We start from the raw sequence: 13,719 nt of genomic DNA, 5'->3' as shown, positions 1-13,719 counted from the left end.
TAACTTCATAAAATTGTTATACACTAGAAAAATAAAAACAAACTATTCGTTAGCAGGTGAAAGAATATGTATGATGTTACAATTATCGGCGCTGGAGTAAGTAGCATTTTTATGGCTTATTCACTAGCGGAAAGTAACAAAAAGGTATTAATTCTTGATAAAGGTAAAGCGCTAGAAGATCGTCATTGTCCTTTAGACGAAGGAAAAGCATGTACTTGTACTACATGTGATAAATATTTTGGGTTTGGCGGTTTAGGAAAATCTGAAGGAAAATTTAATTATACAAACGGATTTGGCGGAGAACTTGAGCAAAAAGTCGGTAAAGAGGGCTTTATACAACTCATGGCTGAAGTAGATGAAATTCTATGTCAGTTCGGAGGAAGTTCTGTTTCAAAATATTCTACAGAAAATCCAACTCTCAATAAGAGAGCTGAAGCGTGTGGTTTACGAATGCTAACAACAGAAGTAAGGCATCTTGGCACTACCCTTTCAAGTGAGATTTTTCAGCAACTCTATGAATTTTTACTTACGAAAATAAATATACAATTTCATATAGATGTGCAACATATTATGAAACAGAAAGATCATTTTACAATAGAGACAAATGAAGGAACGATTAAATCTAAGCAACTAGTATTTGCAACTGGACGTTCTGGAGCAGATTGGTTAAAAGAAATGTGCACTTCTCTCAATATCTCTCAGGAACAAACTCGTGTAGATTTAGGTGTTCGAGTAGAGATGAAAGAACACCAATTACGTTCTATATTAAAAGATACGTTTGAGACTAAACTTTCTTATGAGCATGAACACTTCACAGCAACTACGTACTGTATGAATCCGAAAGGACGCATCATTAGAAAGTACGAAGAAGGTTTAGTTATGCCTGACGGTCAAAATTTTCGAGAGAAAGGAACTGGCACACCTAACTTAAATTTCACTTTATTTATCCCGCGCTATTTTTCAACTCTCAAAGAAGCAAATGTATACGCAAGTTCAATTATTAAAAACATTAACCAAGGACGAGATCGGATTGTTATTCAACGCTTAGAGGATTTACTAAATAAACAACCTACAACAGAGAACGACATAAAACATAACCGTATACAACCTACACTACAAGGAGATTATGGAGATTTAAATACAGAAATTCCTCCATTCTATATTGAAGGACTTAAAGAATTTTTATTACGCTTAGAACAATTCATCCAAGAACCGATCGATACAGATACTTTATTATACGGAATTGACGGAAAATTCTATGCTCCTACGATAAAAATCAATAACCATTTTGAAACAAGTATGCATGGACTATTTTTAGTTGGAGATTGTTCAGGCGTCACTCATTCATTATCTCAAGCTGCTGCAAGTGGGTTGTATGTTGGAAAATATTTATCTCACATTTAATTTCTTTCATTAAGATTGCAATCAAATATTTTAACTTCCATAGTAATAGCTTACTAACGATTCTGCCGCAAAGAATCCGAGTTTTATGAGAGACATATTTAACATAACTATTGACATTCAATTCTAACAAATTGAATGTCAACAGGTTTAAAAGCCTCTATTCATTTCCCTTTTCATTTGTTCGATATTTTGTAACATCATCATAGTGTTTAATATGTTAGGATGTCTATAAGTATTTTTTACTACAACTATAACTTTTTCTGCTCTGTTTCTAAAAATAGATTTATGCTTTAAAATTCCTCATTGTGCGTATATGAATACTTCACATTATTACCTTTAGAAAACATAAGCTAAATGTTTCATTATACTCTAATAGTTATAAAAATATAATATATAACACGAGTTAAATAAATTGTATAAAGAAGGTGTAAAAATGAAAAATAAAATCAATTTACAAATGAAAAATATAAGCTTTGTTTTAATAATTGCTTTAGCAGTATGGTTAAAAACATATCTTATTACAAGATTCAGTTTTGATTTAAAAATTGAGTCTTCTACACAAGAGCTTATTTTGTTTATTAGCCCTCTCGCTGCATCATTAGCATTTGTCGGATTAGCATTATTTGCAACCGGTGAAAAGAGAAATTATATCGCACTATGTATTAATTTCTTATTAACAATCGTACTTGTTGGGAATGTAATGTTCTATGATTTTTATAGCGATTTCGTTACGTTACCAGTACTTGGACAAACGTCAAACTTTGGCCAATTAGGCGGCAGTATTATAGAAATATTGAATTACAAAATTATACTCGCATTCGTAGACATTATTTTCTTCTTTATTTTATTGAAGAAGAAATCAATAGTCTTCCAAACAGGACGTGTAACTCCTCCCGCACGCCTCGTATATTTTCTTTTAACGATTGGTGTATTTTTTGCAAATCTACATCTTGCAGAAAAAGAGCGACCTGAACTATTAACGAGATCATTCGACCGCGTCATGCTTGTTAAAAATTTAGGACTATACACTCATCAAATATATGATTTAACACTACAAGTAAAAGCAGGATCACAAAAAGCACTTGCTGATAGCAGTAAATTACAAGAAACGGAAAACTACGTAAAAGCAAACCAAAGTGAACCGAATCCTAATATGTTTGGTGCAGCGAAAGGAAAAAATGTAATTGTCGTTACTCTTGAATCCCTACAAACCTTCTTAATAGGCGCATCAGTTAACGGGCAAGAAGTCACACCATTCTTAAATCAATTCATAAATGAAAGCTATTACTTCGATAACTTTTTCCACCAAACTGGGCAAGGAAAAACATCCGATTCTGAATTTCTAATCGATACGTCGTTGTATCCATTAAATCGAGGAGCTGTATTTTTCACACACGGTAACAATGATTATACTGCGACTCCAGAAATTTTACGTCAACAAGGTTATTTCACTTCTGTATTCCATGCGAATAACGCAACATTTTGGAATCGTAACATTATGTACTCTGCTCTTGGTTATGATCGTTACTATAACGAACTTGATTACAAAATTACGCCCGAAACAAATTTAAATTGGGGATTAAAAGATATCGAATACTTTGATCAATCAGTAGATATATTAAAAACTGTTGATCAACCATTTTACGCTCGTTTCCTTACTTTAACGAACCATTATCCATTTACGTATGATGAAGATACAAAATTCATTGAACCATACAACTCTGGTAATGGCGTATTTAATCGTTATATCGTAACAGCACGTTACTTAGACGAATCCATCAAAAAATTTATTGAGCGTTTAAAAGCCGAAGGAATGTATGATGATTCTATTATTGTATTGTATGGTGATCATTATGGTATTTCTGAAAAACATAATCGCGCTATGGCACAGTTTTTAGAAAAAGATCAAATAACAGAATTTGATACTTTAAATTTACAACGCACACCTTTATATATTCATATGCCTGGCCAAACAGAAGGTCAAACGGTTTCAAAGCCTACAGGACAAATCGATATGAAACCTACTATTCTAAATTTACTTGGGATTGATACGACGAACGATATTCGTTTTGGCCATGATATGTTTTCAGATGAATATACCGGATTTGTTGTTTTACGTGATGGTGGCTTTATTACGGACAAGTATGCATACACAAACAACACTTTCTATGACCGCATAACAGGTGAAATTGTGGATTTACCAAAAAAAGAAGCTCAAGCACTCATTAACCGTGCAGAAAATGAATTACGAATGTCTGACAAAATCATTGAAGGTGATTTATTACGTTTCTCAGAAAGTAATAAAATTAAAACTGGCGAAGTACAAACGAAAATTAAAGAAACTGAAAAATAATTTAAATATGAAAAGGGAGCAACTCATTACAGTTGCTCCCTTTTACTCTCTTATAACATATGATGCAATGTCATATAAGAACTTTTTATTCTACGCTTGCTTCTAAAGTTACATCTGTATAGGTATGATCGTCACCTATATTTAAAATTACTTCACATTGACGTAATCTCAATTCAAAGAGCTTGATAGAATCATGATAGACTTCAGGATTTGATTTCATTTTATGTAACATCTCTTGTTTTTCTTGTATTTCCAAATGAGTGTTTTTTATAGCTTGTTTCAAGGAGTTAAATGGATTCCTAAAGAATATATGAATATCCCTCTCTTGCGTGTTCTCAAATAGCTCAAATTGCAAGAAAAACTTCCTCATAATAGAAGCTGTTACCTCGGTATAATCTTCATTTTCAACATACTGTTTATATTTGTTATATAGCATAGTTTTGTTTTTAGGAAGAACTCCAAATAATTTACCGGCACTTTTCAGTAGAAATTGTGCTGGCGTAAATCGACGTAAAATATTTACTTCATCTATTTGTATTCTAGTCGTCATTCTGTCCGTATCTCTGCGCCAATCATCAAGCACTTTAAAATCACATGCTAACTGTATTCGATTTTCTCCAAATAAAGAATTAAGTCCTTCACTAAGTTCTTCTAGGTACGATTGACTCTGAAGGAGCTCATTATTAGAAGTTGCAATCCAATTTTGCATAGAGAGAGCAAGATTAGGTAATACCGTTTGTTCTAAGTATTTATGCACTCTCTCATTCATTGCTTTATTTAGTTCCGTATCCATGTGTCCGAAATTACTTTCTTCACTAATTAAATCCGAACACCCTTGTAATATCTTCGGAATATTTTCAGTAAGATCATTCGTAATTTCAGTTTTCATTGTACGATATGATTGTGTAATAAAATGAATTTTTTCCTTCTCAAAAGCAGTAAGATTATTAATACTACCATTTAGTTTCACTAGCATATCTTCATTCCAATTAATCGCATCCACTAAATTATTTTCTTTCTCAACGCGTTTATCCAAAAGATATGTAATTGTTTTTCGGATGAAAAACAATAGCTTTTCAGTACGTTCTACATCGATATCTTTATGATTACAGTTAAAATGAATAAACTCAGTTAACTCAGTTAATTGTTGACTACTTGTATATAGCGAAGAGTAAGGGAAAATTCTCGCATGCGGGAAATATGTGTTTATTCTAGCTTGCGTATCATATAATACTCTTTTCACTTCTGCTTCACTGTATATGTTATCGATTTTATTTAATAAGAAATGAATTTGTAAATTTGGTGTATGTTCTTGAATGCTTAATAGAATGTCACGTTCTTTGTCAGTAAAAGGTGAATCCGCATTCAATACAAATAGTAATTCGTCTACAGAATTTAAATATTCGAATATCTCATCCCTAGTGTCGTTATTTCTATTAAATCCAGGTGTAACTACAAATGTAAGTTTATTTTCACTTAAAAATCTGCATGGTAATTTAAATTCCACACATGCTCTCTCTCTATATGATTGATGGTGTTGAGACATCATATTATGGTAATCAGAGACATCTTCCGTTGTTGTAATTGCAGAGTCTGTTATGGCGTTAATTTCTGTATGAGCATCATTTTTGAAAACTACTACATTTGAAATTGATTTTTCTACTATATTTTCTCCTAATATAGAGTTAATAAATGTAGTTTTTCCGTTCCCTGAAGTTCCTGTTACTAAAATGCGGTTTGTGCTTAAATCTGCGAGTTCGCCAACTAACCATCTAAATCGGTGACCCATTTCTATATTATGCTCTTGTGCCCACTCTGTAATAGATTCAAAAAGATGCAAACTATACTCTAAGCCATTCACATGATTAATAGAATATAACAATAGGTTTTCTGCATGTTTTATATTTGCTGAATCTATTTTAGAAGGGAAAATCTCATCCCATGCCAATACAGCTGCTGATGGAAATACAGCATAGGATGGATTGACTACCTTTAACCAATTTGTTAACAAGTTTGGAATGATGTCGTGCAATTGTGTAAGCATATATTGACCTTGAATTAATTCAAAGTACGTTTCTTCGTAAAGAGAAGAAATTTTGTTCCATATATCGGACGAATGTATTTCAATATGTAAGAAAAATTCATTTATTGTATTAAGCCATAATAAGTAATTTTGTTCATTTTTATAACTATTCCAAAGTGATGAAACCATTTGCGTAAATTGTACTTGATCTACATTATTTAACGTAACTAATACTTCATAGAAATAATCTGGTGAAATATGTTTAGTGAATCCTTTATCAATATATCCTTTTAAAACCTCAAACCACGGATAAGATTCTGTTCGAATTAACTCATTCACAGCAAGCTCTACTGCACTATCAAAATCTTGCTGCTCCTCATAAAAAGAACGGGCAATTTTTGTGACATTCGGGTAATCGGGATTTAAAGAAACCGCTTCTTTAATAACAGAGAAAGCGGAATCAAAATTATTTTTCTCTATGTAAAGAGAAAGTAATTGTAATCCAATTTCGGTCATCAATATTTTATTATCAGTAGTAATAGAAGTATACACATTTTCAGCAACTGATAATTGATTCAGTTCAAAATAAGCATCCGCAATATTTTTTTGTGCCCACGGCGCTAATTCATTACTAACTTTTTCCCATTTAAAAATAGCAGCTTCAAAATCTTGATGACGATAATAAAACTCACCTTGTGCAAAACGAATATAAGATCCATCAGAAATCTCATTTCTTTCTTCGTTTACATAAACTTCCCCAAGTACGTCAAGAGGTGGTTTCGTTTCATTCTCCATTAGGAATGTTTCATAATACATCTTTTTTATTAATTGTTTTTCTACTCTCATCTTTTCCCCCACTATATCTTGAAAATACATTTTTAAGATATGTCAATACTTTTTGTATGTATGCTTTTTATCTTAACAAAGAATATCTTTTGGAAAATTTCATTTTCCTTTCATTTTTCAAGTAAGATTGAATTTTTATGAGAAAAGTTTCAGTTTTTTTTCAATTCCCTTTCAGTTTTGAAACAGCATTAAATGTTCCTAATAACCTAATAACACTATAACCTCCCGCATTATATTATCAAGAAAAACCTATATAAACCATATTATAAAAACAATTTATAACGAATATATATGCAATATTCCCTTCACTAATAAATGAAAAAAATCATTATCATACATTTCTCAAATTGCTTTTCTTTGAAATATTTCAGTAAGTACGGAATTAAATTCCATTAACCTCTATAAATAACTAGTCCAAAAAAAATCTATATGCATATCATGTTATAGTAAAGAATTCAGGAAATCCTAAAAGGAGGCATTTTCATGTTTGAAGATAAATCTAAAATAAACTACCCATATGAATTTACTGAAACTACAACAATCCCGCTAAAAAATCCCATCAATAAAAACTTCAAAAACGGCTCTGGTACACATACTTTCCCAATTAAAAAACACTATAAAGAACAGGTGTTATATACGGAAAAAATTAATAATAATAAAAACAAATAACCTTATAGGCCCTTATAACAATTAATCAAATAAGAATCTATATTAGACCTTGTATAGTTATATGTAATAAATAAATCTTTCTTATACAACTCATGTACTTTTAAAAAGTGCTGATATACAGCGCTTTTTTATACATAGATAATAGAAGAACAAAAAAGGTATGGATATTTTCCACACCTTTTTTGTTCTTTACTATTTATAAATGGAGTACGTCCATGTTTATTTTACCTAATAGCACTATAATGAGCCTTCTAGAAGAAATAAAAGCTAATTTAATGAAAAAATAAGTTTCTTAGTGTCTTCAGAGATATTCAGGATAATACTATTCGAATACATTAGGCAATAAATTCCACCATCACTGCACCTTAGCCAATGCTTCTACCAGCAAAGTTTTACTCGTTGGAGTCATTGAAGAAAGGAGTAGATTTATGGTGAATCACAAAGTTAAAGAAGTACCCAAGAATTATATAGGCATTATTGCTCTATTATATATATTTGAAAATTTACTAAACGTTGTTTCAAAGCTACTTAGTTTTCATAAAATATTTTTTGTTTCCGCTGGAATGGATAGGATTTAATCTCATCTGTATCTAAATTTTCATGAAATAAATGAACGGCTATAATTTGTCTACAATCGTAGGTATGATAATAATATGTTCCAGACTCCATACACATTACGCTTGTATAAATGGTATTATCTAATGCACCTTCTTCTGTTATTACTCCGCCTTTAGGAACCTCGCAATTTGATAAGATATGAAATAGGGCCGATACTCCCTCTTCTTCACTATCTATACCTTGAATGTTTTGTTTGCCATATGCTGCCCGCACAAACCTTGATGGCGGGGTGAAATCCCCTGGAAGTCCCATTGAGCCTGAGCCTTGACCAAAAGCACTTAATGGTAAGTTACTCCACTCAGTTGGCGCGAATGGCTGTGATTTAAGGCCTATATATTGTCTTAAATTTTGCAAATGCCAATTAAACTCCGGACTATTCGTCATCACTCCTAGTGGGTTATCATACATTTTTAATCCTTCATTTGTCGGCTCCAGTACAATGCAATCTCCCCATTTATCCGCTAAAATCCAATGTAGTGGTGGCGTAAGTCCTAAATCTGGTAACGGTATATCCAAAAAGGTAAGGCTATCTACAGATTTCTTTAACTCTTTGACAGAATTGAATTGCGTGAGACTCCAAGTCACAAAATCAAATGGAGCTAAATTCGTATTGTTGTCATCTATGCTTTGACTATAAGTAGCGAATCCTGGAAAATAGAGTGTTGCACATGTCATACCTGCTTCATTTACTCCGTCCGCCATAATGATCCTTCCTTGATGATTAATTCCCATTCCAACCGTAGCATGTTTCGTATTAATAATTTCACCAGTTATATTATTCCACTGGTAATGTCGAGGAATGATTATTACTTCTTGATTCATATCTAATGTGAAGTCCATCGTTCTTGCAAAAAGGTGCTGACCGTTTTTTGTCTGTAATGTCAAACTAGTACACATAAAGAACACCCCATTTTATGGTTTTATCTACACTTTACATAATTCTGATAAATCTGTAAATTAAAAACCTCTTTCCTTACAAAAAAATTGAGAAAGCACATATAAATTGCGAATAGGTTATTTCTAGTTTATAAATGAATTTTTAAAATATAGTTGCAAAAGAATTATATGAAAAAGGAGCGATTTGTTACTATCGCTCCTTTTTATTTCTCACTATATTTTATTAAAATAACCAGGAACCATTTTTTCTCTACGAACAGTATCCCTACATAACCCTCTTAAACATCTTCTCCAGCTCATACGTAGAATGATGCACAAGAATCGGCCTTCCGTGCGGGCATGTGTATGGGTTTGTTGTTGTACGAAGTTCTTCCAGTAAAGCAAATATTTGATCGTTCGTTAAATATTGATTTGCTTTAATGGACGCTTTACAGCTCATCATGATGGCTGCTTCTTCACGTAATTTTTTAATATCAACTTTTTTTAGTTTGACGACTTGTTCCATCATTTCATCAATAATTTCTGTTTCTTGTCCTTTTGGGAACCACGTTGGATGTGAGCGGACGATAAAGGATTGATGACCGAATTGTTCTAAGAACAGTCCAACTTTTTTCAGTTCTTCTAGTTGCTCTTCGACACGTAAAAATTCAGTAAGAGATAAGTCAATACGGTATGGTACAAGTAGCTCTTGTACTTCTTGCGCTACTCTTCCTACTTTATCACGGAAGTATTCATAATTAATACGTTCCTGCGCGGCATGTTGATCAATCATATATAAGCCTTTTTCATTTTGAGCGAAAATATATGTTCCATGCATTTGTCCAATTGGATAAAGCGGTGGCAAGTCATTACCGTTCATTTCAATCTCTTCTATTTCCTGAACTTCTTCTTCCAATTCCTCTAATTCAAAGTCTTCATCGTTACTATTCCACGGTTTCTCTTCTCGAATTGGTTCTTCCATTATCGGTTTAGTAGATGGCTGCCAACTTTGTTCTTCTCTTACGAGCGACTGTGGTGGCTGCCATTCTTGCTTCGGTGGTTGCCACAGTTGTGCTGGCTGTTTCACTGCCGGTGGTTCTTCTCGTTTTTCATCCATGCCTGTCGGTAAAATGATGTCCGGCATAGATGGCTCTTTCGGCTTCGCATGCTCAAACTTGAACTGTTCTTGCACACTTTCATCTTTTTCTTTTTTCTTCGTTGTTACACCTGCATCTGGGATGAGCTGTATTTTTTTAAATGCTGCTTGCAATGTTTCTTCGATAAGTTTTAGCAATTCTTGTTCTTTACTAAAACGCACTTCTAATTTCGCAGGATGTACGTTAACGTCAACAAGCATTGGATCCATTTCAATCGATAAGAAGCCAATTGGGTATCGTCCGACTGGCAATAATGTATGGTATCCTTGCTGAACAGCTTTCATTAATACGAAATTTCGAACATAGCGACCATTTACGATCGTTGACATATAATTTCGAGATGCTCTCGTTACTTCTGGTAATGTTACATAACCTTTAATTGTGAAATCTAAAGATTCAGCTTCAATTGGAATAAGCTTCTTCGCAACTTGAATGCTGTAAATCGATGCAAGTACTTGCCTTACATCACCATTTCCTGATGTGTGAAGCAATTTCTTTTCGTTATGAAATAGCTTTAACGATACTTCTGGATGTGACATTGCGATACGATACACGATATCTGTAATATTCCCAAGCTCTGTATGAATGGTTTTCATATATTTAAGACGCGCTGGTGTATTAAAGAATAAGTTTTGTACTGTAATATCTGTTCCTTTTCGGCTCGCTGTTTTCTCCTGCTTTATAATGTCTCCACCTTTAATCATAAGGTGCGTACCAGGCGCATCACCTGTGCTAGTGATTAATTCTAATTCACTAACTGAGGCAATACTCGGCAATGCCTCCCCACGGAAACCAAGTGTTCTAATGCGAAACAGATCGTTCTCATCTTTAATTTTGCTCGTTGCATGTCGTTCAAAAGCGACAATACAATCTTCTTCTGCAATGCCATCCCCATTATCAATGATGCGAATTTTTGATAAACCAGCTTCTTCTAAGTGGATTTCAATAGATGTACTATTCGCATCGATAGAATTTTCCACAAGTTCTTTTACGACTGAGGCAGGGCGCTCTACTACTTCCCCTGCCGCAATTAAGTTAGAGAGTTGGTCATCGAGTTTGCGAATTTTCCCCATCTACTTACTCATCCTTTCTTTAACTTTTTCTGCAAGCGATACAGTTCGTTCATCGCTTCTAAAGGTGTCATATCAAGTAAATCAATTTTTTTAATTTGCGTAAGTACTGCCGTTTCTTTTGCATCTAAAACTGGCTTGTCTTGTTTTTTCGAAGACTGTTCTCCACCGAAGAATGATAGTTGCGATTCTTCTTCATTCTCTACCTTCATTTCTTCTATTTCTACTGGTTCTTCTTTTACAACTACAGGTTCTGGAATTACTTTTTGCTCTTGCGCTTTCACTTCTACACGCTTTGGAATAATAATTTCTTCTTGTCCTTCTAGTTGTGCTAACACTTCTTTCGCACGAGCGATTAAGCTATCTGGGAGCTCCGCAAGTTGCGCAACGTGAATTCCGTAACTTTTATCTGCTGCTCCATCTTGAATTTTATGAAGGAATACTACTTTTCCGTTCTCTTCAATAGCTGAAACGTGTACATTCTTCAGTTGATCTAAACTTTCTTCTAGCACCGTCAATTCATGATAATGCGTAGAGAATAACGTTTTTGCCCCAATTTGGTCATGAATATGTTCAATGATTGCTTGTGCAAGTGCCATACCATCATACGTAGATGTACCTCGTCCAATTTCATCAAATAAAATTAAACTTCTTTCTGATGCGTTTGCAATTGCATTTTTTGCTTCTAACATTTCAACCATAAATGTACTTTGACCTGAAATTAAATCATCCGCTGCACCAATTCTCGTAAAGATTTGATCGAATACAGGTAATACTGCTTCTGTTGCTGGTACGAAACAACCAATCTGTGACATAACAGTTACAAGTGCTAATTGTCTCATATACGTACTTTTACCAGACATGTTCGGCCCTGTAATTAAAAAGACATCCATCTTCTCTGGCATAATACAATCATTCGGTACATACAATTTCCCGTTCAATACTTTTTCAACGACAGGATGACGACCATCTTTAATAAAGATTTCGCGCTTCGTTGTTAGTACAGGTTTTACAAACTGTTCTTCTTCACTAACTGTCGCGAAACTTTGCAGTACGTCTAATTCACTAATTACTTTCGCTAAATGCTGTAATTTCGGAATAAATACTTTTACTTCTTCACGAAGCGCTGTAAATAAATCGTATTCTAGTTGTACAATTTTTTCTTCTGCTTCTAAGATTAACGTTTCTTTTTCTTTCAGCTCATCTGTTATGAAACGTTCAGCATTAGCAAGCGTTTGTTTACGCTCATAGCGGCCTTCTGGAAGTGCTGCAAGGTTCGCTTTCGTTACTTCAATGTAATAACCGAAAATACGGTTGTACCCGATTTTTAATGATTTAACTCCTGTAATATCACGCTCTCGTTTTTCAAGCTCAGCGATCCACGTTTTTCCGTTTTTACTAACGTAACGATATTGATCAAGCTTGTCATTATAACCGTCTTTAATAATATCTCCATCTTTAATAGAAAGCGGTGGGTTTTCTTGAATACTTCTTCCTAGTAATTCAGTTAAGCTCTCACATGGATCTGCACCTTGAATTAACCTTGCTGCATAAGCATTATCTAACAAACTAATCGCTTCTAAAATAGCTGGTACTTGAAGTAAAGATCGTCTTAACTGTAATAAGTCTCGTGCATTCACATTACCAAATGCAACCTTTCCTGCTAAACGTTCTAAATCATATACTTCTTTTAATTTTTCTTTTAAATCTTCACGTAAGAAGTAATCATTTACAAATGTTTCAACCATTTCTAAACGCTCTTCCACTTTTTCTTTCTGAATAAGTGGACGTTCCATCCACTGTTTTAACATACGACCACCCATAGCTGTTTTCGTTTTATCTAATAGCCATAATAATGATCCTGTTTTTTCTTTCGTTCGTAGTGTTTCTGTCAGCTCTAAATTTCGCTTTGAATGCACATCAATTTTCATAAACTGGTTCGTATAATAAATTTCCACTGGTTGCAAGTGGTCTAACGAACGTTTTTGCGTTCTTATCACATAGTTAAATAAGCGTCCAACTGCTTTAATTAACTTTGCTTGCGAAACGTTTTTCACAAGATGTTCTAATCCCTCTGGAATCGCTGTTGCATCTTCATACGAAATCGTCATTTTTAATGTTGCAGTTAACTTATTTAATTCATCTTTTGAAAATGTAGAATCTACAACAATTTCTTTTGAACCAGTTGCATACACTTCTAATAAAATATCTTCTACTGAACCTGTTAACAATGTTACTGTATTTTGTCCAGTCGTTAAATCATTACAAGCTAACGCATACGATCCATCTTCAAAATGTGTTAATGCTGCTAAGAAGTTATTTTCTTTCTCATCAATCGTACGCCCTTCCATCATCGTTCCTGGCGTAATGAGTTGTACGACTTCACGTCGCACTACACCTTTAGCTGTTTTTGGATCTTCCACTTGCTCACAAACAGCTACTTTATATCCTTTTTCAACAAGTTGTTCAATATAATTTTTAGCTGCATGATGCGGTACACCGCACATCGGTATACGATCACTACTACCACCATCTCGGCTCGTTAATGTAATTTCAAGTTCATGAGCTGCTTTAACCGCATCTTCAAAGAACATTTCATAAAAATCACCTAATCGGAAAAATAAAAAGGCATCTTGATAGTCTGCCTTAACCTTTAAATATTGCTGTATCATAGGGGTATATTGCGTCATACTTATCCTCCAT

The 13,719-nt window shown here is 33.7% G+C and carries 7 protein-coding genes; 3 read left to right on the top strand and 4 right to left on the bottom strand.

Annotated elements, in window-relative coordinates; genetic code table 11:
- The first annotated feature begins 66 nt into the window (after positions 1 to 66).
- Positions 67 to 1,404 carry an NAD(P)/FAD-dependent oxidoreductase gene (locus tag MR115_RS22705; protein ID WP_242242873.1) on the top strand — a complete coding sequence of 446 codons (1,338 nt, stop codon included), beginning with the start codon at positions 67 to 69 and terminating at the stop codon, positions 1,402 to 1,404.
- Positions 1,405 to 1,837: 433 nt separating this feature from the next.
- Complete coding sequence (locus MR115_RS22700) at positions 1,838 to 3,757, top strand: LTA synthase family protein (RefSeq protein WP_242242872.1); 1,920 nt, start codon at positions 1,838 to 1,840, stop codon at positions 3,755 to 3,757.
- 85 nt (positions 3,758 to 3,842) lie between these two features.
- Here MR115_RS22700 and MR115_RS22695 read toward each other — a convergent pair whose 3' ends face one another.
- Positions 3,843 to 6,626, bottom strand: a complete 2,784-nt coding sequence (locus tag MR115_RS22695; RefSeq protein ID WP_242242871.1) for a dynamin family protein — start codon at positions 6,624 to 6,626, stop codon at positions 3,843 to 3,845.
- Between the two features lie 483 nt (positions 6,627 to 7,109).
- On the opposite strand from MR115_RS22695, the gene MR115_RS22690 reads away from it, so the two are divergent.
- Complete coding sequence (locus MR115_RS22690; RefSeq protein WP_000461128.1) at positions 7,110 to 7,295, top strand: hypothetical protein; 186 nt, start codon at positions 7,110 to 7,112, stop codon at positions 7,293 to 7,295.
- A gap of 528 nt (positions 7,296 to 7,823) precedes the next feature.
- Here MR115_RS22690 and MR115_RS22685 read toward each other — a convergent pair.
- From MR115_RS22685 to mutS, 3 genes are all read right to left on the bottom strand, one after another.
- The gene (locus MR115_RS22685) at positions 7,824 to 8,810 is read right to left on the bottom strand and encodes a choloylglycine hydrolase family protein (protein ID WP_098597559.1); all 987 of its coding nucleotides are present in this window, start codon (positions 8,808 to 8,810) and stop codon (positions 7,824 to 7,826) included.
- Positions 8,811 to 9,075: 265 nt separating this feature from the next.
- Positions 9,076 to 11,019, bottom strand: a complete 1,944-nt coding sequence (gene mutL / locus MR115_RS22680; RefSeq protein ID WP_242242870.1) for a DNA mismatch repair endonuclease MutL — start codon at positions 11,017 to 11,019, stop codon at positions 9,076 to 9,078.
- An 8-nt stretch (positions 11,020 to 11,027) separates the two neighbouring features.
- Complete coding sequence (mutS, locus tag MR115_RS22675; protein ID WP_242242869.1) at positions 11,028 to 13,706, bottom strand: DNA mismatch repair protein MutS; 2,679 nt, start codon at positions 13,704 to 13,706, stop codon at positions 11,028 to 11,030.
- Between the last annotated feature and the right edge of the window lie 13 nt (positions 13,707 to 13,719).

Origin of the sequence: Bacillus cereus group sp. BfR-BA-01309 (assembly GCF_022664315.1) — a bacterium.
Lineage (GTDB): Bacteria > Bacillota > Bacilli > Bacillales > Bacillaceae_G > Bacillus_A > Bacillus_A mobilis.
The sequence above is the reverse complement of the archived record's forward strand: the minus strand, read 5'-3'. Positions and strand labels throughout refer to the sequence as shown.

What these genes read in the sequence shown, in the direction of transcription:
- MR115_RS22690 (WP_000461128.1), top strand. Translation starts at nt 7,110, where the DNA reads ATGTTTGAAGATAAATCTAAAATAAACTACCCATATGAATTTACTGAA.
- MR115_RS22705 (WP_242242873.1), top strand. Translation starts at nt 67, where the DNA reads ATGTATGATGTTACAATTATCGGCGCTGGAGTAAGTAGCATTTTTATG.
- MR115_RS22700 (WP_242242872.1), top strand. Translation starts at nt 1,838, where the DNA reads ATGAAAAATAAAATCAATTTACAAATGAAAAATATAAGCTTTGTTTTA.
- MR115_RS22695 (WP_242242871.1), bottom strand. Translation starts at nt 6,626, where the DNA reads ATGAGAGTAGAAAAACAATTAATAAAAAAGATGTATTATGAAACATTC.
- mutS (WP_242242869.1), bottom strand. Translation starts at nt 13,706, where the DNA reads ATGACGCAATATACCCCTATGATACAGCAATATTTAAAGGTTAAGGCA.
- MR115_RS22685 (WP_098597559.1), bottom strand. Translation starts at nt 8,810, where the DNA reads ATGTGTACTAGTTTGACATTACAGACAAAAAACGGTCAGCACCTTTTT.
- mutL (WP_242242870.1), bottom strand. Translation starts at nt 11,019, where the DNA reads ATGGGGAAAATTCGCAAACTCGATGACCAACTCTCTAACTTAATTGCG.